This is a genomic window from Niallia sp. FSL W8-0954, from assembly GCF_038005605.1.
Taxonomy (GTDB): Bacteria; Bacillota; Bacilli; order Bacillales; family Cytobacillaceae; genus Niallia; species Niallia circulans_A.
In genome coordinates this window covers 2,252,928-2,272,299 of record NZ_JBBOTN010000001.1, presented here as the reverse complement: position 1 = coordinate 2,272,299, position 19,372 = coordinate 2,252,928, and the positions used below count along the sequence as shown (strand labels likewise).

19 protein-coding genes and 1 pseudogene are annotated in these 19,372 nt (G+C 34.8%); 4 read left to right on the top strand and 16 right to left on the bottom strand.

Annotated features, from left to right (window positions below; genetic code table 11):
• Position 1 precedes the first annotated feature (1 nt).
• The 5 genes from NX902_RS11020 to NX902_RS11000 all read right to left on the bottom strand — a co-directional run bounded on the left by NX902_RS11020 (position 2) and on the right by NX902_RS11000 (position 4,198).
• The gene (locus tag NX902_RS11020; RefSeq protein ID WP_172859270.1) at positions 2–433 is read right to left on the bottom strand and encodes an NUDIX hydrolase; all 432 of its coding nucleotides are present in this window, start codon (positions 431–433) and stop codon (positions 2–4) included.
• Positions 434–554: 121 nt separating this feature from the next.
• Positions 555–725 (bottom strand): hypothetical protein, encoded by a 171-nt coding sequence (locus tag NX902_RS11015; RefSeq protein ID WP_172859271.1) that lies wholly within the window; start codon positions 723–725, stop codon positions 555–557.
• An 11-nt stretch (positions 726–736) separates the two neighbouring features.
• Positions 737–2,998, bottom strand: a complete 2,262-nt coding sequence (locus tag NX902_RS11010) for a histidine kinase dimerization/phospho-acceptor domain-containing protein (RefSeq protein ID WP_341160728.1) — start codon at positions 2,996–2,998, stop codon at positions 737–739.
• Positions 2,976–3,668 (bottom strand): response regulator transcription factor, encoded by a 693-nt coding sequence (locus NX902_RS11005; RefSeq protein ID WP_095328358.1) that lies wholly within the window; start codon positions 3,666–3,668, stop codon positions 2,976–2,978. The genes NX902_RS11010 and NX902_RS11005 overlap by 23 nt, the downstream gene beginning before the upstream one ends.
• 221 nt (positions 3,669–3,889) lie before the next feature.
• Complete coding sequence (locus NX902_RS11000; RefSeq protein WP_095328357.1) at positions 3,890–4,198, bottom strand: hypothetical protein; 309 nt, start codon at positions 4,196–4,198, stop codon at positions 3,890–3,892.
• 130 nt (positions 4,199–4,328) lie between these two features.
• On the opposite strand from NX902_RS11000, the gene NX902_RS10995 reads away from it, so the two are divergent.
• Complete coding sequence (locus NX902_RS10995) at positions 4,329–4,787, top strand: DinB family protein (protein WP_095328356.1); 459 nt, start codon at positions 4,329–4,331, stop codon at positions 4,785–4,787.
• Between the two features lie 519 nt (positions 4,788–5,306).
• On the opposite strand, the gene NX902_RS10990 is transcribed toward NX902_RS10995, so the two are convergent.
• From NX902_RS10990 to NX902_RS10955, 8 genes are all read right to left on the bottom strand, one after another.
• Positions 5,307–6,518: an MFS transporter gene (locus NX902_RS10990; protein ID WP_341160727.1), complete on the bottom strand. Its 1,212-nt coding sequence runs from the start codon at positions 6,516–6,518 to the stop codon at positions 5,307–5,309.
• A 60-nt stretch (positions 6,519–6,578) separates the two neighbouring features.
• Positions 6,579–7,154 carry a TetR/AcrR family transcriptional regulator gene (locus tag NX902_RS10985; RefSeq protein WP_095328354.1) on the bottom strand — a complete coding sequence of 192 codons (576 nt, stop codon included), beginning with the start codon at positions 7,152–7,154 and terminating at the stop codon, positions 6,579–6,581.
• Positions 7,155–7,944: 790 nt separating this feature from the next.
• Positions 7,945–8,739, bottom strand: a complete 795-nt coding sequence (locus NX902_RS10980; RefSeq protein WP_123257561.1) for an SDR family NAD(P)-dependent oxidoreductase — start codon at positions 8,737–8,739, stop codon at positions 7,945–7,947.
• Between the two features lie 85 nt (positions 8,740–8,824).
• Complete coding sequence (locus NX902_RS10975) at positions 8,825–9,847, bottom strand: AraC family transcriptional regulator (protein WP_171509572.1); 1,023 nt, start codon at positions 9,845–9,847, stop codon at positions 8,825–8,827.
• 347 nt (positions 9,848–10,194) lie between these two features.
• Positions 10,195–11,349 carry an MFS transporter gene (locus NX902_RS10970; protein ID WP_163185618.1) on the bottom strand — a complete coding sequence of 385 codons (1,155 nt, stop codon included), beginning with the start codon at positions 11,347–11,349 and terminating at the stop codon, positions 10,195–10,197.
• A gap of 140 nt (positions 11,350–11,489) precedes the next feature.
• Complete coding sequence (locus NX902_RS10965) at positions 11,490–11,792, bottom strand: ArsR/SmtB family transcription factor (protein WP_047940192.1); 303 nt, start codon at positions 11,790–11,792, stop codon at positions 11,490–11,492.
• 384 nt (positions 11,793–12,176) lie between these two features.
• Entirely contained in the window at positions 12,177–13,058 is an 882-nt protein-coding gene (locus tag NX902_RS10960) for an NAD-dependent epimerase/dehydratase family protein (protein WP_163185621.1), read from the bottom strand.
• A 92-nt stretch (positions 13,059–13,150) separates the two neighbouring features.
• Positions 13,151–13,669 (bottom strand): DUF3841 domain-containing protein, encoded by a 519-nt coding sequence (locus NX902_RS10955; protein ID WP_163185624.1) that lies wholly within the window; start codon positions 13,667–13,669, stop codon positions 13,151–13,153.
• 810 nt (positions 13,670–14,479) lie between these two features.
• Between NX902_RS10955 and NX902_RS10950 the strand changes: the two genes are divergently transcribed.
• Positions 14,480–14,659 carry a hypothetical protein gene (locus NX902_RS10950; protein ID WP_095328347.1) on the top strand — a complete coding sequence of 60 codons (180 nt, stop codon included), beginning with the start codon at positions 14,480–14,482 and terminating at the stop codon, positions 14,657–14,659.
• A 163-nt stretch (positions 14,660–14,822) separates the two neighbouring features.
• Entirely contained in the window at positions 14,823–15,599 is a 777-nt protein-coding gene (locus NX902_RS10945) for an aminoglycoside phosphotransferase family protein (protein WP_249878638.1), read from the top strand.
• Between the two features lie 107 nt (positions 15,600–15,706).
• Here the strand turns inward: NX902_RS10945 and NX902_RS10940 are convergent, their stop codons facing one another.
• Positions 15,707–16,231, bottom strand: a complete 525-nt coding sequence (locus NX902_RS10940; RefSeq protein WP_123257558.1) for an ECF transporter S component — start codon at positions 16,229–16,231, stop codon at positions 15,707–15,709.
• 146 nt (positions 16,232–16,377) lie between these two features.
• On the opposite strand from NX902_RS10940, the gene pdxR reads away from it, so the two are divergent.
• Positions 16,378–17,775, top strand: coding sequence for a MocR-like pyridoxine biosynthesis transcription factor PdxR (gene pdxR, locus NX902_RS10935; protein WP_171509571.1), 1,398 nt, complete (start codon positions 16,378–16,380; stop codon positions 17,773–17,775).
• A gap of 501 nt (positions 17,776–18,276) precedes the next feature.
• Here the strand turns inward: pdxR and NX902_RS10930 are convergent.
• A pseudogene (locus NX902_RS10930) lies at positions 18,277–18,498 on the bottom strand (SDR family oxidoreductase); the annotation flags it as partial.
• Between the two features lie 191 nt (positions 18,499–18,689).
• A complete protein-coding gene (locus NX902_RS10925) occupies positions 18,690–19,265 on the bottom strand; it encodes a hypothetical protein (protein ID WP_371471106.1) in 576 nt (191 codons plus the stop codon).
• Positions 19,266–19,372 lie beyond the last annotated feature (107 nt).

Sequence of the window (19,372 nt, the reverse complement as noted above, 5' to 3'; positions counted from 1 at the left end):
TTTAAAATCCTACATAAAAAGGTTGTCGCTTCTCATCCAAACAGTATTCTATTCTTTGTCTAAAATTCTTATATTTCACCATGTTGAGCGCTTCCTCAATAGGGAAAAATCCTACTTCTAAGCTTTCTGGTGATGTAGTAAATTCCCCGCCAACCGGTTTAGCTAAGAATAATGTATTGCATATAGAACCATTGACATTTTGAAAGATTCCACAAAATTTTATTACTTCAATATCAATTCCTGATTCCTCTTTTGTTTCTCTAATCACGGCAGCTTTAAGGGACTCACCCTCTTCCACTTGGCCACCTGGCATTTCCCAGCCTCTTTTAGGTCCTTTGATTAATAAGATTTCTTTTTGTTCATTGATGACAATCGAAGCAGCCGAAACAATATGTTTAGGCGGCGCATATTGCGGTTGTGTATTTTGAGTCAAGTGTTTTCCCCCCATCCCTTCTTTTTTTGCGACTTTTTGCAATCTTTCCATTATTTTACCATAAATTTCTCCTACAAAAAAATACCTCCTTTTCTAGTTGAAAAGAAAGTATTTTTCGTATTTATTTTCTCACCATTTCAATGGCTCTATTAACTGCTTTGCGGGCTAATTCTTTCTCTCCTAGGTTATCATCGGCCTGAAGCATTTCCATTACTATTTTTGTTGCTGTCTTTTTATTGCGAGTAATCGGAAATATTAAGGCATACAGCTTGGCTGCTTGTTTTTTATTCATACTTCTTTTCACTACAAATCGCTTAGATTTAATGCGAGCGTAACTTTAAATAGATCGCCATCTGTCTCGATTTTCATCATGCCTTGGTGTAGATCTATGATTGATTTCGCAATCGCAAGTCCTAGACCTGATCCTTCTGTATGCCTCGATGTATCCCCTCGTTTAAAACGCTCATATAATTCATCAAGATTATCGTCAAGCTCATACTTAGATATATTTTTAAACTGCAAAATAGCTTGGTCTTTTTCTAGTTTAATGGAAATATAGACACGTGAATGCTCTAAAGAATATTTCAAAATATTGCCTATTAAATTATCAAATACTCTCCAAAGCTTCTGACCATCTACAGTTGCATAAATCGACGGTTCTTGATTGGTTACACGAAAATCAAGTGTTGTCGCTTTAATTGTTTCATCATATTCACCTAACGCTTGCTGTAAAAGCTGCACTAAGTCTATTTTTTCCTTCTTTAATTCCACATTGCCGCTGACCATTTTCGAAACCTCGAATAAATCATCAATTAGTACTTTTAATCGTTGGGATTTCCGATCGATAATACCTAGATATCCCTCTTTTTCTTCCTCAGATAGATTTTTTTTCTTCAATAATTCCGTGTAATTGATGATTGATGTTAAAGGTGTTCGCAAATCATGACTGACATTCGTAATTAACTCTGTTTTTAGGCGTTCGCTTTTTTCTTGAGCATTTTGGGAATAAATCACGCCATTTTTTAGTGTATTGATTGTCTCTGCTAATGCTGAAAGTTCACTAGATGCTTTTATATCTAAGTCACTTACTTTTCGACCGCTCCTGATTTCCTTTGTATATAGAACTAACTGACCTAGAGACTTTGCATTTTTCACTAAATAATGGATGGCTGGTATGCCGATAATTATGACCGCAATAAGAAAGAACAACACAAAAAATGGTTCCACAATCACTGCCATTAAACAAAATCCTAGCGCGAAAACAATCATTAAACAAAGGATTAATTTAGTCAATGGACTTCTACTTGAAAATAATAGCAGCATTGGTTTTCCGATTGTTTTAACACATTTTCCAACAAATGTTTTTGTCCAAATTGATTTATCGCCTTTTACTATTTCCTTATATAATAGAGACATTTGGATAAAGGACAAGGATATAAACAGCCAAGCTAAACAGCCAAATAAAATAATTTCCTTCCAATAGGAGCCGTCATTATATAAATTTAATTCTATTTGATCATTTACTCCCCATACACCTATAATAGCAACAGCTAAACTTATAAGGAGAAAAATAATCCCAATATCAATAGGAATTTTCTTATAAAATGGGAACTCCCATTGTGTTAAATTTCTTCTTTTTGTTAAAAGGAGAATACAGCTGGCAACTAGGCTGATGATACTAATAACACTAAAGTAGATCACTTGCTTTTGTTGCGTTTTATAATTATCCATGTCTGTATGCAGCATACTTTTGGCACTTAGATTTTCAGGAACCGCAATAACTCCTTCAAAGCTGCCGATATTCTTCTTGATGTCATTTAGAATAGACACTTCTATAGCAACATCATCGGAATCACCAAACTCATACCAAGGAGAATTTATGGAAATATAATGCTGTTCCCACTCATCTTTTGGGTCTATATGGATATCGCTAAGAAATTTTGTTTTTTTCTGTTTCAGCTTACTCTCAATCGTTTCGCCAGGTGCAAGATCAACATTTGTTACTATTTTTCCAGTTTTGTTATTTTCAAAATAAAAAAGGAAGGAATCAGTCCAGTCTTTATACTCATATTCTCTATTCTGTAATTCTTGATAGTATTCATCTAATTGCCTTGCTTTTTCTTTCTTAATCTTATCTTCTACGTATTCATCACTTTGGAAATTTTTCGTAATATCAGCTATTTTCTTATCTCTTTCTTCTGTATATAGCTGTTCTGCTTCTGAGCTTCCTGTTTCTTTAGCGGTCTGAATTTGCTCTTCATACTGACTTTTTATGTTTTGAATTTGTTCATTTAAATCACCATAATAATAACGGTATTCATTTATTTCTTTAGCTGATACGGTTATTTTTTTCTTTGCCTCTTCAATCGGAACATAATATAACTCATTTTCACTTAGAAGATCCTTATAATATTGCATTCTTTCTTGAAATATCGATGTTTGATAAAAATCCGTGTGTAAATAACGGTTAAACCACATATCTACAGATACAATTCCACTCAGCGCGAGTGTAATAAGCAGTGTCCAAACAATAAAAAAGCCTTTACTTCTCGATTTTGTAGCCAATGCCCCACACCACCTTTAAGAAGCGAGGATTTTTTGGATCCACTTCAATTTTTTCACGTATTTTTCGTATATGTACTGCTACCGTATTTTCGGCATTGTATCCAGGTTCTTTCCAAACACTTTCATAAATTTCTGCAATCGAGAATACTCTGCCTGCATTTTTCATCAATAAAACAACAATTTTATATTCAATCGGAGTCAGCTTTACACTTTCTCCATTTACCGCAACTTCTTTCGCCTCCTGGTCTAATGTTAATCCATGAAGGTCTATTTTTTTCTTCACACCATCAAAGGTGCCAAGTGTTACATATCTTCGCAACTGCGATTTCACTCGTGCAACAAGCTCCATTGGATTAAATGGCTTTGTGATATAATCATCTGCCCCTATTTGCAATCCCAATATTTTATCTGTATCCTCGCTTTTGGCTGTCAGCATAATAATCGGAATATTTTTTTGCTCGCGAATTTTATAAGTAGCCGAAATTCCATCTAAATTTGGCATCATAATATCCATTAAAATTAAATGGACTGTTTCTCCCATTAAAATCTCCAATGCCTCTATTCCATCACTTGCTTTTAATACCGTAATCCCTTCGTTTTTAAGATAAATTTCAATAGCATCTCTTATTTCTTTTTCATCGTCCACCACGAGCACATTGACATTCTCCACCTTAAAACCACCTGCTTTCTCTCTCTTTCGCTGTCTCTATCATAGAAAAAAATTCTTAACATCTGCCAAGCAAAATTCTTAAGAATTTCTTAATATTGTATCTACCAATTCGATTCTCTTATTCTATCAAAGGAAAATGCTGTTCACATCCACATTTTTCTGCTTTTTTAATAAAAAAATTAAAAAATGGTTTTCAACAGTGACGATGAAAACCATTTTTTTTATTGCTTTGCCTTTATTTGTTCCCGTATCTTCTCCAATTCTTCAAGGGATAATTCCCCTAATGACTCTTTTATTTCTTTCTCCATGCGTTTGCGGTTTTTCTCTCGGTATTGATTCCACCAGTCGCGTAGTCCTTCTGTCTGATCCAATATGTAATCAATGTCGATTTCTTCTACTTCATCATCGGAAATATACTCCAATACGGCTGCCAGCATCCGGTTTAATTTATCTTCTTCTCCTTCTTTCTTTTTCGTATTCGTCTGTTCCTTTTCTACTTCTTCACTAATCTCTACATCCTTGCGAGGCATTGTTCTTCTCCTAACTGTAATTCTGTTTTTTCTAGTATTTCCGCTAGACAAATCTCTATTCTTCCAGTGCAGGAAAAAACAAAAAAACAGCGAATGTTTAGAGTAAATTAATGTTTAGGGAGTGGATAAAATGAAACCACGTCAGGAAGTTTTGCTTAAACAATTAGAAACCTATCGAAAGGAACTTTTAGGGACTGTTGAATTGGTGACAGAAGAACAAGCAGAAATCATTCCAGCGGGCTTTAGGAATAATATCCGCTGGAATCTTGGTCACCTATACGTTGACCAGTTATTATGGATTGAGGCATTGACTAAAGTACCCACTGCTATCTCAAAACAATTCAATCAATGGTTTGGTTTCGGTACTACGCCAGCCAACTTTACAGTGGAGACACCTTCTTTTACGGAATTAAAAGTACTTTTGCAATCACAACCACAAGCAATATTAGAGAAATATGGAGCTATTCTCGAAAAAGAATATCCACCAATTGATATGGGCATGCATACAATCGAACAAGTGCTGGTTCGTACGATTTTTCACGAAGGCATGCATTTACAGGTGATTAATGATATAAAAAAACTTATCTAACTAAAAATAGTCGGTCTCCAGCAAGTCTTAGCTTTCCCTAGTCGCATTTATGTAGAGTAATATATCAGACTAATTGATTCCATAACAAGAGGGATATCCCCACCAGTTTGTACAAATGATTTAGTATACTTATAAACTATATGTTCAACAGCATGGTCAGTAAATAAAATAATCCTCTCCTGTAGCAACTGTTAAAATTGATCTATCTTAATGCAGCTGTTTAAAAAAATTTTGTAAAGTTTATATGCAAACCAGATTCCTTGAGGATATCTATTAAACTCGTCATTGGCCATCATTTCTAATTTCAGCTTTTGAGGCGTGACCGATTAACTGGCTCTCGCACCCGCCTCAAAAGGAGAAATAGAAATTCGGGCGTTTTCATTTCCCTTACCTTATTCTTTAAGGATTCCTTGATCTAACGAATAAAGATAAGTAATAATATGCTCCTGAGTTAGCAAATATCGCTACTACCGTCCTAAAATTAGAATCTGACTCTAGCTTTTGGAGGCATTAAGATAATCAGGATATATTTTTACTATTGTTTTTTGATATATTGATTGTATTATTTTTTATTAAATGAACTAATAACGCGATTAAAGGCAAAGCTGTTCCGATGAGCAATGGTACTTCACTATTAAATTTATAGTATGAATAACTTCCAATCCATGAACCAAATGCTCCTCCTAAAAAGAAAATAGTCATATATAATCCATTAAGTCTATTTCTTTCCTCGGGATTCAAACTAAAGATAACTTTTTGACCTAATAATAAATTTCCTGATACCCCAACATCGATGCTAATGCCTGAGATTAAGATCAGAATCACACTCAATGGTGAATGATCTTGAACAAAAAATAATAGTACGATAGATAATAGAACGAGTGCCATTGATACATTAGTCATTGCAAAAATATAGCCTTTATCTGCTAGTTTACCAATAGTAGGAGTTAATAAAGCGCCAGCAATTGCAACAAATCCAATTAATGCAATTTCGTTATTTGGTAAATCTAGTGGTTCAGACCTTAATAAAATTGGGAGTACCGTCCAATAAAGGCTAAATGCTGCAAATAAACATGCGTGATAAAAAGCTCTTTGTTGTAAAGGAGAAGTATTTATTAGCAGCTTCACCATAGAAGCAATTAAATTGGAATATGACATGTTACTATTTGATACAACTTCATAATTAGGCAAAAATTTTAAAATAATCAGTAATACAGCAACAAGGATTATTAATGAAAATAGAAAAACCATTCTCCAGCCGTACCATTCAGTTATTCCGATAGATAGTGGACGAGCAATCATAATTCCAATCAATAAACCACTCATCACTTTACCTACATATTTACCTGTCTCCCCAACAGGTACAATCCTTATAGTTAGCGGAACTAATATTTGAGCTGCACAGGCCCCAATACCAATGATGATTGTTAATAACAAAAAGACAATTCCATTAGAAGAAATCAGTGTACCAATTAATGAAATAACGGTTAGCCCGATCAGAATAGTAATTATTTTTTTGCTTTTAAATAAGTCAGCCATTGGAACAATAAAAAATAATCCCAATCCATATCCAATTTGGGTCAAAGTAGTGAGCAATCCTGATAAATTAGAAGAGATGTTTAGATCTTTTGCAATGAACTGTACGATTGGTTGAGCATAGTAAATATTAGCAGCAAGTGATCCGCAACTAATTGCCAAAATGAAAATTAGAAAATTTGTTTTTTTAATCAATTTTATCAATCCTTTTGTTTATTTTGGTACGATCGTTCCGAAATACTAAAAAAAGAAAGACTATAGGTCTGCAATAGTCTTATCCACTAGATTATAGGCTAGATTTTTCTCTTTTTTGTATCTGGACATTAAATTAATGCTATGATTTAAACTTAATAAAGAATATGCAACTAATTCAGAGTCAGCCTCTTGTGAAATTTCTCCTTTCTTTTTTCCTTCTTCAATGACTTGCTTAAATACTTTTTCTAATTCATTAAAATCATTTATAAGTATTTCTTCTATGGAAGGATCAATATGTCCAATAAGCAGTGAAGAATTAGTTATAATACAACTTTTTGGATTGTCATCTGAATAGCATTTTTCAATATGTTGATAAAAAAAAGATTTAAGTGATCCTTTAGTGTCTATTCCGCTAAAAAGTAAATTTCTTTTTTGGCGGCCATAGTTTTTATAATGTTCTAAAACCAGTTTAAATAGTTCATCCTTATCTCCAAAACTCTCATAGAGTGTTGATCGACTTATTCCCATCTTTTCAATAAGATCTGATATGTATGTAGCATCATAGCCTTTTTCCCAAAATAAATACATAGCTTTATTCAAAGCCTGTTCTTTATTAAAGCTAATCCTTCTACCCAATTTATAACACCCCCATTCATATAAAGTAGTATAAAGTTTTCGGAACGAAAAGTCCAGAAAAACATATTTTTAATCAAATCTTACGTTAAGAGCGCTTTTCTGGAACAATGAAAAATGTTCTTTTGTGCTTTAGAATACATTGAATTAATAAATTTGCGACATAAGGAGATGAAAAAGATGAGTTAAAAAACTCACCTTAGCTTGTCGACAAAAAGATATTGGAGAAGTAAAAATGCATTTTCATGCGTTGCTTGGAGTGGAGGGGGTGAGACTCCTGTGGGATTAGCGAGACAGTCTGAGACCCTGCAGGCTGTAAGCCGAAGCGGCTCAGCGCGAGCCCCACGGAAAGCGAACCCCCGGAGCGGAAAGTAACGTCTAAATTCAAAGAGATTAATAAATATACTTTACTCAAACTTCTATTTCCAAAATTCAGGAGTTTGTCTACAGTCTGAGATGAGTTAAAAAACTCACCTTTTTTCATACTGAACAGAGTAATATTAGTATGCTTGCACAGTGATGCATTCAAAAACTTCATAAGCATTTTAGCTGGGTTGGACAATTTTAGTTCAACCTCAAGACTTTCATTAGTTTCAATTTATTTAGTACAAATAGAACATTTTAATTGTTTATTTTTATTCACAAAAGCACTATGTATAAATATTAGGCTTTAAAATAATAGTGGTGCGCAGTTCGCATAAATAGTAAAAGAGTGATTTTCAGTAAACAACACGAAACAGAAAAAGAAAGCATACCCTCTTGATATTTGACGAAGAGTTGTTTAATAAAGGTGCTAGAAAATAGTCGGTACCATACCTCCATCCATACGGATCGGAGAACCTTTGAAGGCGGATGCATAAGGGCTGCATATAAAGGCAGCTAATCTACCTATCTCAGTTGGTCTGATAAATCGCTGGATTTCAGACTGAGGTAGATTTGTAGTCATAAATTTTTTCTCTTTTTCTGAAAATGTCATATCTTCATTAGGATACATCCCCTCAATTATTTGATGAACATTTTCGGAGAGTGTTGGACCTGGCATAATCGTATTAACAGTGACTTCTTTTCCTATTGTTAATTTAGATAGACTTTTTGACAATGATAATAGCATTGTTTTTGTCATACAATATTGCGGCATTTGTCCCGAAGGCATAACTGCTTCTTCACTCGCAATAAAAATAATTCTACCAAAATTATTTTTTATCATTTTCGGTAAGTAAAATTTAGATAATCCATTTGCGGCAAGAACATTGGTATGGATATACTTTTCCCATACTTCATCGTTGACGTCCTCGTATTTCATTATTTCATAAATCCCCATATTGTTAACTAAAATATCAATTTGAGGATGCTTTTTAAATAATGCTTCCCTTTGTTGAATATCTACTATATCAACAGTGGCATTTTGAGGGAAGGTATCAGGGAACTCTAGTTTAATTTCATTTACAGTTTGTTCCACCTCCTCGTAATTTCGGCCATTAATTAGTACATTAACACCTTCTTTTGCTAGTTCAATGGCAATTCCTTTGCCGATCCCTCTTGATGATCCAGTGACTAAAGCTGTTTTATTTTTTAAATCTAGCTGCATAATCCATTGCTCCTTTTAGTTTTAAGTAAATTCTAGTTATTATTAATACTTATCCGACTGTTAATACAGTTCCAAAAGTAAACGGTCAATTAATCAAGTTTAAACCGAAATATTCAGTGCGCCATTTTAAAGGAGTAGCGCCTTCCCAAAGATGAAAGGCTCGATAGAAGGAGTTTTGGTCTTCATATCCAATTAAAAAGGCGACCTCTTTAATATCAAGTGAGGGGTCTGCCAGGTACTCTTTTGCCTGCTCATGTCGAACTTTTGTTAACAAATGCTTAAAGCTTGTGCCTTCTTCCATAAGCCGCCGCTGCAAGGTACGATCGCTTACCCCTAACTCGCTCGCAATAGTCTGAATATCAGGGCGACCTCCTGTTAGGCTGCGTTTCATGATCCACTTGACTGTCTCAGTAATAGAAGGTCCTCGTGCCTGCTCATTCAACGACTGTTCCAGTACGGGAGTTAATATCTCTAGCAATTCTGCATTGTATGAGACAAAGGGACGATCTAGATCTGCTCGATGTATAGTCAACCTGTTACAATTTGTACCGAGCTGAATTCGGCAGCCAAAGTAAGCTTCAAGTAACTGTAGGTCGCCAATTGAATGGGTCGAAAATTCTACGAAGCTTGCTGTCAAATGTTGACCTGTACCCCGACGTCCCAGTTCGAGAAGAAATGCCATCGTAATACCAATTAATATGGTCAGACCGGGTTGTTCACTATGCAATGATTTTATTTCAATTGTACAGTGTTCCCCTTCCTCGGTAATATGTAAGCTTTCAGGAGGGCACAGTTGTTTATACCTAGCCATCCGCTTTAAGGCATCACGGTAGTCACGAGCATGGTAAGTTGCTAAGACAGTCGGTGGGAAATGATCTGTTTCAAAGGATGTCGCAAGCTTGATGATTCCTTTCGCAGTGTCATCAATGAGAGCGGCATAAGCCTGCCATATCGCAAAATATTGGGCTGTGGTGACAACTGAATCAGAAATAATGGTTAATGGCAATTGTGCTTTTCGAACTACATCGAGAGCGTCTATCCCCAATTGACTTAATCCTGTCCAAAATCCTGCCGGAACTTTAATACGGTCAGAAGCATACAACGTCATATATGGGCCTCCTTTCTCTATTTACATTAGTAGGTTTTAAGTGTAATTGTGTCCTTCTTTACAAATGGTACCGTTTAATAATACCTCCCCGATAATGTCTTGTAACTAGCAAACCGCGACAAATCACTTGCAAACTACGCCAATATTATAAATAATGATTTTTTATTAGTCGTTACTATTCCATTTTATTTCTTATTATTGACGTATATAGGATATGAAAAACGGCCAGACAGAAATCCGGTCGTTTTTCATGTTAATTACATATCTAATTGGATTGTCTTTTCCTTTTTGTGTTCTAAAAGAGAAACCTATTATACTTGAAATCTTTTGTTCCTTTCACCTTGTTTTCAACTTTTTATGTAGCTGCCACGAGAAGACTTTAATACCATAAAAATAGCTATAGCTAATCCAAGTACTCCTACCCAGGTTATGGAACCTAGCGATACTTTTTCTACAAATATCCCACCAATTCCTGCCCCTGCAGCCATCGATAATTGCATCATTGACTGGTTTAGTCCTAGAAGTACACCTGATGATTCTGGTTTTATGGTTGCCAAATTGAACTGTTGTGCTGGAGCTGATGTCCACGCAGCAAAGGACCACAATATTAGGATGATTACAACACCAACATAAATGTGCGTGATTAATGATAAAAGAATAAGCATAACAATGTGTAGTAGCATTGAACCTATTAATGTACGTGATACACCCCATTTGTCTGTACTATAACCACCGAATTTCGAGCCGAATAAACTAGCAACTCCGAATATAAGCAGAACACCACTTAATAATTTTTCATGGATACCCGAAATGTTCAAAAGGTAAGGAGATAAATAGGTATAAGCAACTGAATACCCGCCAAGCCAAAAGAAGGTGATGGATAAACCAATCGCTACTTTTCGATCCTTTAGTAGAGAAAGTTGTTGTATTAATGGAACCGGTTCATCCCCTTTTGTTGGTGGTATTACAAATGAGATGATGATCATCGCTAATAATCCAAGTAACGCAATTCCGCCAAATACTGCTTTCCAGTCAAATGCATCTGTAATAATTCGCCCTAGAGGAACACCAATGATTAAAGATGCTGTAAAGCCCATGACTACAGTAGCTATTGCACTACCTTGTTTACCATCAGGTGCTATTTTTGCCGCGATAGTCAGAGCTGTAACAACTACCATTCCAGCACCTAGTGCCATTATTATTCTTGAGAAAACAAATAACGTGTAACCTGGCAATAAGAATGCAAGTATGTTTGCTATCACAAACAAGCCTAATGATACGATTATAAGCTTGCGTCTATCCATGCTTGCCGTAAGTGCCATAAGAATGGGTGTAAAGATTGCATAGACAAGTGAAAATATCGTTATTAATTGTCCTGCAGCCGCCAAAGTAATTCCTAGTGAATCTGCAATGTTATCCAATACACCAGAGATAATATACTCCGATGTTCCAACTAAAAAACTAATAAGTGCTAAAATATAAATTTTAAATGTGTTAGACAAAATAATCTCTCCTTCGTATAATATATTCACATATCTAGAAAAGACGATATGAGAATCATAATTATAAACATATCGTGATATGTCGATATGTTTAGCGTAAATAAAGCTGAATTCTCCGAGAGAATTCAGTTACATTTACTTTAGATCTCTTGCTCCAAAATAGCTGCAATATTTTTTATTGCTTCTTCATCTCTTTTGTAATACGTATACTTTCCAATACGCTCTGTCTTAATCAAACCAGCTCGCAAAAGTATATTTAGGTATTGAGAAGCTGTCGATTGCGTCATTTTTAATTGCTCTGTTATTTGACTAACGCATACCCCTGTTTTTCTCATATCAATCCCTTCATGGGGTACAAAATGACGTTCAGGTTCTTTTAGCCAGTGTAAAATTTGCAGCCTTGATTCATTTGATAAGGCTTTAAAGATTTCAATAGGTTTCATGTCTTTTATTATATCTAAAAAATGCGATATGTCAATTTGTATTTAGTTAAATTTACAGATGAGGGAAGTGTTATAAAATATAAACATCTATTCTTGCGTTGACAAAGCAACTGCTAGTATCCCGAAAATTGCTTTTGTAGAGCTATTTATCTTTTGTATATGACTTATCCTATCAACTAAATTTTTTCTATTATTGATAATTCCGTTGTTAGCAATCGGAACAGACCATTTTATAATAGGTATCTTCCTTTAATTTCTTTTCTCCTTTTTCCTTTCAACAAAAACATCCTTCGAGAATAAGACATACACTAAATATGGTCTTATTCTCGGAGGATTTCTTCTTCGGTACGTTTTTATCCTATTTTGTAAATTTTCAGTAGTGCATTATTTTTTATTATCTTTTGCAATCTTCTTAATCAAAGCTGGCAGCCAATCATCCAGATTCGTAAACGTAAATCCTGCTTTTTCTGCCTTTTCCGTATTCATATACCATGATGCAGGAATAGCATACGGAGAGAAATTTTCTTCATCTCCGTCAAGGGTAATTTTTGCAGTATGCCCTGTAACCTTTTCGATTATATGGATTAATTTTTTCATTGTAATCTTCCCATTTGCTGTCGCATTAAATGGCCCTTCCACCTCTGAAAAACCTGCCCACTTTAAAAATGCGGCCGCTTCCGAAGCAAGAATAAAGGACATTTCTGCCTCCGTATTTACAAAGCCGATCATTCTATCCTGTTGAATCCGCTCAACATGAAAATGCAGTCGGCGCGTGTAATCATCTTCCCCTAACACAATTGGAAATCTTACCGCAACAACGGGGAAATCTGCATAATGGAAAAATGCTGCTTCTGCCTGCCGCTTTCCTTCATCATAAACAAACTCGTTCTTGTCAAGTTGTATAGGATAGTTGTATGGATGAAAATCTGCCTCCCTTTTTTCGTTTCCATCTACAGAATAAGTAGATAAAGAGGAAGTAAACACCAGCTTTCCAATTTTACCATTAAATACTTCACAAAAGTCTTTTGCTTCATTAGGCGTATAACAGATATTGTCATAAACAATATCATAGGTTTGACCTGCGAAATGATGTTGTAATTGTTCCTTTCTAGAACGATCAGCAATAATATGTTTCACTTCGTTGCCAAAGGGATGACTTACTGTCCCCCGAGTCAGAATCGTAACACGGTGTCCCTCTTTCAAAAGCATTTCCACAAGCTTCCTTCCAAAAAAACGGGTGCCGCCTAGCACTAATATATTTTTCATCTTTTTCTCCCAGTCTATGACGTTATTTAAAAAATTCCATAGAATGAAGCTAATTCCTCTTTTTAATCCATGATTTTATTTCGATAAAACTATTATTTTGCAATAAAATATTCTATATTTACAATCTGTTCTTTCTGGATTATGGGTGTCACCCCTTGAACAACTTGGTCCCCGTTATTCCACATTTCTGAGCTACGCAATTTAGCTAAATCGAAAATTCTTTCCCAGCTTTGTTCCTTTGTAATCGTTAATCTTCCCTCGTCGAATAAAGTATCTTCCTCCTCAGTCATAGGGCAAAAACCGTTATTTAACACACAATGCCAAGCATAAAAATCAGAAAACAGAATTTGATTTTTTGGTATCTCGACTGTTAAACATACAGCTTTTGTTCCTCTATTAAAATGTCCTTCCCTCTGTAAATTTGGTTTGGTCGTCCACACCCAAATAGGATAGGAACCATTATGATTCAGCCTCTTACTCATTTGTTCTATCATCCATTTATAAGCAGGAAGAAAATCTTTATCTACAAATTCTGCGTTTCCAGTTAAATAGCCAGTTTTATTTAATTGATTTACCACTTCGATTGTTTGGTTGGTGAAATATATAGGCATTTATCTATCAAGCTCCTTCTCATTTTTATAAAAGCTGCAAATACAGCCATCAAATAAGGACATTTGCTTTCTTCTATTTCCGAAAAAACAACAATATGGTAATATTAAACAAAATAGGAAAGGAGATGATATAATACAGATTTTCTTTGGCGTTGGATCTTTTGTTATTTTTATTATATTGCTGATGGCTTATATCCTTGAATTTTTTATGGATTTCTCTATTCCCAATACTCTTTCTATTATACTCCTTTGGCTTCTTCCTCTCATTGGGATTAACTTTGGTTTCTTAAAAAAAGGAGTCATTCAAATTAGCGGCCTTATCGGCAATGTCCTTATCTTTTGTTACTTCAATTTTTTAGAATGAACCTTGATTTCCAATTATAATAGATTTTTTCTGGAGATGTTTATTTGCCGCAAACGCAATCATACGTACTCATCTTACTAATAAATGCCGCTATTTTTTGCCTACATTTGTATTTGTTCTTTTATTTGAACGATATCGATTTTCTTTTACAGCTTTTCTTTTTTATCATTATTTTTTTGCCTATAAATTTATGGATTTAGCGCAGTAACTGGTAGATAAGTTTTTATCATCACTGGATATGTATATATGTATTACTCCTTTTCGTCACGCTTATATTCCTTCTATTCCAATTATTGCTAACAGATAAGACGGAATTTATTCCTAAAGGAGAATTCTACTTTGATTTATTTTTAGCTCTTTATGTTTTTTCTTTGATAGAGTTATTACTACTAATTTGTTTAAACGGGGTTACTTTTATTAAAAAAAATGGTTAGGAGTGTTTCATAATGAATAAGTTACATTTATTGATAAAAATTTTGATTACTGGTTTAGGTCTTCTATTAATCTTAACAAACATTGATACTCTTTGGTACAACGTTTTTATTGCATTTGTCATTGTCTATCTAATCTGTGACTTGCTTTTAAATATGTTTCGCAAAAAGGATAATGATGGAAGAGTGCAATAAATTATTGCACTCTTCCATCATTTTGGCGGCTATGCTTGAAAAAATATCCTCAAAACACTAGTTAACATAATAATATTATTATAAATTATTCTAGTGACCTATTTATCAAGCATTCTTCTTTTGCTCTTTTCTCGACCATGAAAAATAGAATAATAGAAAGCTGGTGAATGAATTGAAGTTACCACTAAAGCAACTAGAGAAAATAATTGGATCACTTCCATCTATTTCTCTTGTTGCTGAACAAGGCAGTACCTCAACCGTTTATCAAGTGGAAACTAGAAGTGGCACCTATATACTAAAAAGTGCTTTTGAAGAAAAATATCGCGATTGGCTACAGACAGAAGCAAGTGTTTTAGAAAAGTTAATCGGGAAAGAATTTATTCCTGTTCCGTATTACTATGGTTTTTTAAAGGAACAAGCCAGCAGTCATTTAATCATGTCCTATGAACAAGGGATTACCTTAACGGCAGCTTTAAACCAAGCAAAAACAGACACAGAGAAATGTGCTTTAGTTCAAAGCTTTGGCCGACTTTTACATAAACTGCATACTACAGAAATATTGGATCCTTTCCATTATGCAAATGAATGGCTATCTGAACGTCTCCTAAAAGCAGAGTATTATGTAAAAAAAGGATGGACAGAAGGATCCATTGAACTTCTCACTTTGTTGAAAAATAACAAGCCAGCGCCAATAAACCAAACGATTATACATGGAGATTGCACAACAGACAATGTTCTTGTTGTGAATGGTGCTGCAACAAAGTTCATTGATGTCGCTGGCATGACAGTTGGTGATCCTCGCTATGATGAAGCATTGGCCATTAGAAGCTTTGTTCATAATAAAAAGTTTAAAGAAGCGTTTTATGCAGGCTATAAACACTATCAGATTACCATAGATGAATTTCGATATTTTGACGAAGGCTTGTATGAATTTTTCTAATACCAAAACAAATTGGTTAATGAGTGGCACACTATTTATAGGTATTAAAATGTCCTCTCAGAAAGGACATTTTAATACCTTTTGTCTTTTTGTGGTGCCAGGCACTCTTAATGGACACTCTTAAGAATCCGTTGCTCAAACCCTTTTGTAAGTGGCACGACGATGATGCCGGCGATGACAAGTTGCATGATATTACCTGGCACGGAACCGAATGGCTGGATCCAGTTGCCATAAAGGATCACTTCTGTAAAATAGTAGCCGACAACTTTGATGATCATGGCAACTGCAACTGCCAGTATATATACAAAAGACTTTTTGCCGGGCATCTTTTCCGCGATAAGTCCAGCTATATATCCCATAGTACCAACGATAATAAATGTAAATGGAGCCCATAATGTCCAGCCTGACATAATATCGAATAAAGCCATTCCAAAAGCGCCTACAATCGCACCTGATTTCTTGCCAAAAAGAAATGCAGCAATCAAAAACGGCACGTTACCCAAATGGATTAGCCCCCCATTTCCCATCAATGGCAGCCTGATGTTGATAAACATTGTAGCAAGAAACGTTAAAGTAATAAAAAGTGCATTGAGAACCAGAATTCTCGTTTTGTTTTGTTTAGTCGTATACATGCATATTCTCCTCTTCCTTCGAGTATTTGTTTTTCAGTTAAAAAAAGAATATCCTCTTCTTCATGATTACTAGTATAATAAAATCTGACAATATAAAAAGTGTCAATTTTTATAAAAATAACATGGTCAGAAAGGATAGTTCCCGAATGGATATGCTTATGTTTGAATTGAATAAAAACACAACAAAACCCTTATATGAGCAGCTTTATATGGGAATCAAATCTGCTATTTTAAGCCAACAAATTGAAGTTGGAATGCAACTCCCCTCCAAAAAAAAATTGGCCGATTTCTTAAATATCAGCCAAACAACCATCGAAGTAGCATATGCTCAGCTAGTTGCAGAGGGATTTATTGTCTCAAAACCACGGATCGGTTTTTTTGTAGAGGATATAAATGAATTGCCTTATATTGAAACAGAACATGATGAGTTACCTATAGAGGATACAGGGAAAGAAATGATCCGAATTGACTTTCATCCTGGAAAAATCGATACAGATTCCTTTCCTTTTTCCCAGTGGAGAAAGTATGCAAAAAATTTATTTGATACACCGTCAAAGGAGTTGCTACAGATTGGAGAACCACAAGGGGAATACACTTTACGGGCGGAAATAGCCAAATACCTCTATCAATCACGAGGGATTGTATGTAAGCCAGAACAAATTGTGATTGGTTCAGGAACAGAACAACTCTTCCCCATGATTTTACGGTTGCTTGAAAAAGATTCAACCATAGCCCTTGAAAATCCTGGCTATTCAGCAAGCCCAAGAATTCAACTGCAAAATAAAACGATCCCTGTTCCAGTTGATGAAGACGGATTGATAGTGGAACAGCTTGAAAAAACAATGGCGAATGTAGTCTATATTACACCTTCTCATCAATTTCCGACAGGTGCGATTCTTTCCGCCACAAGGAGAACACAGTTAATGCAGTGGGCAGCAAAAAGTAAAACTCGCTATATCATTGAAGATGATTACGACAGCGAGTTTCGTTACACCGGTAAACCCATTCCCGCCTTACACGGGATGGACCAAAACGACAAGGTGATTTATCTAAGTACCTTCACCAAGTCATTAATGCCCTCATTGCGATTGGCCTATTTTCTTTTGCCTTCCACATTGCTGAAGAAATATAAGGAAACATTCAGTTATTATTCGGCAACTGTCCCTAGATTCGATCAGCATATAGTAGCCAGCTTCATGAGAGACGGTTATTTTTCAAAACACTTAAATCGGATGCGGAAAATTTACCGTAAAAAACTTGATAGACTGACCCATATCTTTAAAACAGATTATCCTGAAGTCATCATCACTGGAGATCAAGCCGGGATGCATATTTTAATTTCCCTTCCCTTGCAAAAAAGTGAAAATGAGTTAAAAGCTATCGCAGCAAAAAGCCACATCTCCATTTATCCTTTAAGCGATTATCTGATAGAACCAATCGAATATAAGTATCCAACATTCCTGTTAGGATTTGGAGGCATCCCCTTAGAAAAAATCGAGGAATGCATTCATCAATTAATGCAATGCTGGGAAATGGCAAAATAATCTAGCTTGTCCTAACTCCAGCTAGACTCTCTATTTGGTTTATACTAATGCACAGTATTATTTAAGAAGTAATGTTCATTTTTCTATTAACTAGATTATTGAATAATAAAGAAACGTCTAGACCTTATTTAGCATGGTTTTAGACGTTTAATGATTTAAGCGTTCATACGATAAGTACAATCCATCGAACGATACATTAGCTGCCATTACTAGAAAGTCGTCGGTAACTTGATAGGCCATCATAGGTAACTTAATTTGATTACTATTTTTTTCAAAGCCAAAGCATTTTCTCCTAAAAAAAATAAAATGCCCCACCTTGAACCGCATTATTTAAGAGTTATGGTGGGTTTTGGCACATTAGCATAATATAGCTTTAGCCATGGCAAGTAACAGCCTAGTTTATTAAACTAAAGTACCTGTTACTTTAAGTACAATAGTTTACAAACTCATATCTATGTTGATATAATAAAAGGCTTCAGGCTATGAGTCTTTTTGTATAGGTTATCTTTTAAATCCACCTTCTGAATGAATAATCTGACCTGTAATCCAAGTTGCTTCATCACTCACTAGAAATTTAATGGTTTTTGCAACATCTTTCGGCTCACCTATTCTACCAAAAGGAAACATCGGTTTTAATTGAGTTTTTATTTCCTCTGTCATCCAGCCAGTATCAGTTGGACCTGGATTTATTGTATTGACCGTTATACCTAACGGGGCTAATTCATTTAACATATACCATCTATATTTTTAAAGGATGTAGATGTTTTTTTATTTCCTAAAAAGCATTCAGAACCTATCTCGTGATGTAGAAATAGTTATTGAACTAAACTCATCCTTTATCACCTTAATAGATAAAAGTGCATTCCTCCATCTTGAATCAATGTAACACTTAGCTGAAGAACTAGTGTATTATCTTATCTCTTTAAAGTCCCTATCCAAACATCTCCCTTGTCGAGACTATATTGCAGGAAACTCCCATCTTCATCTTTAATTCTTACGGCATCATAGGCTTTTCCCTTAATTCTTGATACTTCTTTTTCGGTTAAAGCACCTTCTTCTAACCATTCATTTAAGTCATTTTCATCGTAATAATCACTCTCTATATGCAAATCCCATTCAAATTGTTCTAACTTGTCTCTCAAAGAATGAAATTTATCAAAAGGAAATCCCTTATTTTCTTGCCTTCTTTTGAAGGTTTCATCATAAAAATCAAGACAATTTCTATATGCGACAACAATTTGTGAGTTAATAAAATGAGGGTCATAAAGCCAGAGTTTCAAATAAAAGTCTTCCTCTTCTTTTTTCATTTTTTGATGCCACTCTAGGTAAACCTCGATCATTGCATCAAGTAAAAGGCTTTGATACCAATTAGGAGGGTTTCTTCGTTCTAATTTATAAAAAGGATGAATCCATAATTTTTCGTATTGTCTTTGATAATTCCTTAAGTAGTCCATATCTAAATTGATTGCATTTTGCTTCCATCTTTCGATTTTTCTTTTATGTCTTTTCCAACCTCGTATTTTCTTCTTTTTTGAAAAATAAAACACTTATACACTTCCTTTATTGATTTATATAACTCAATGATACCTTATCTTCT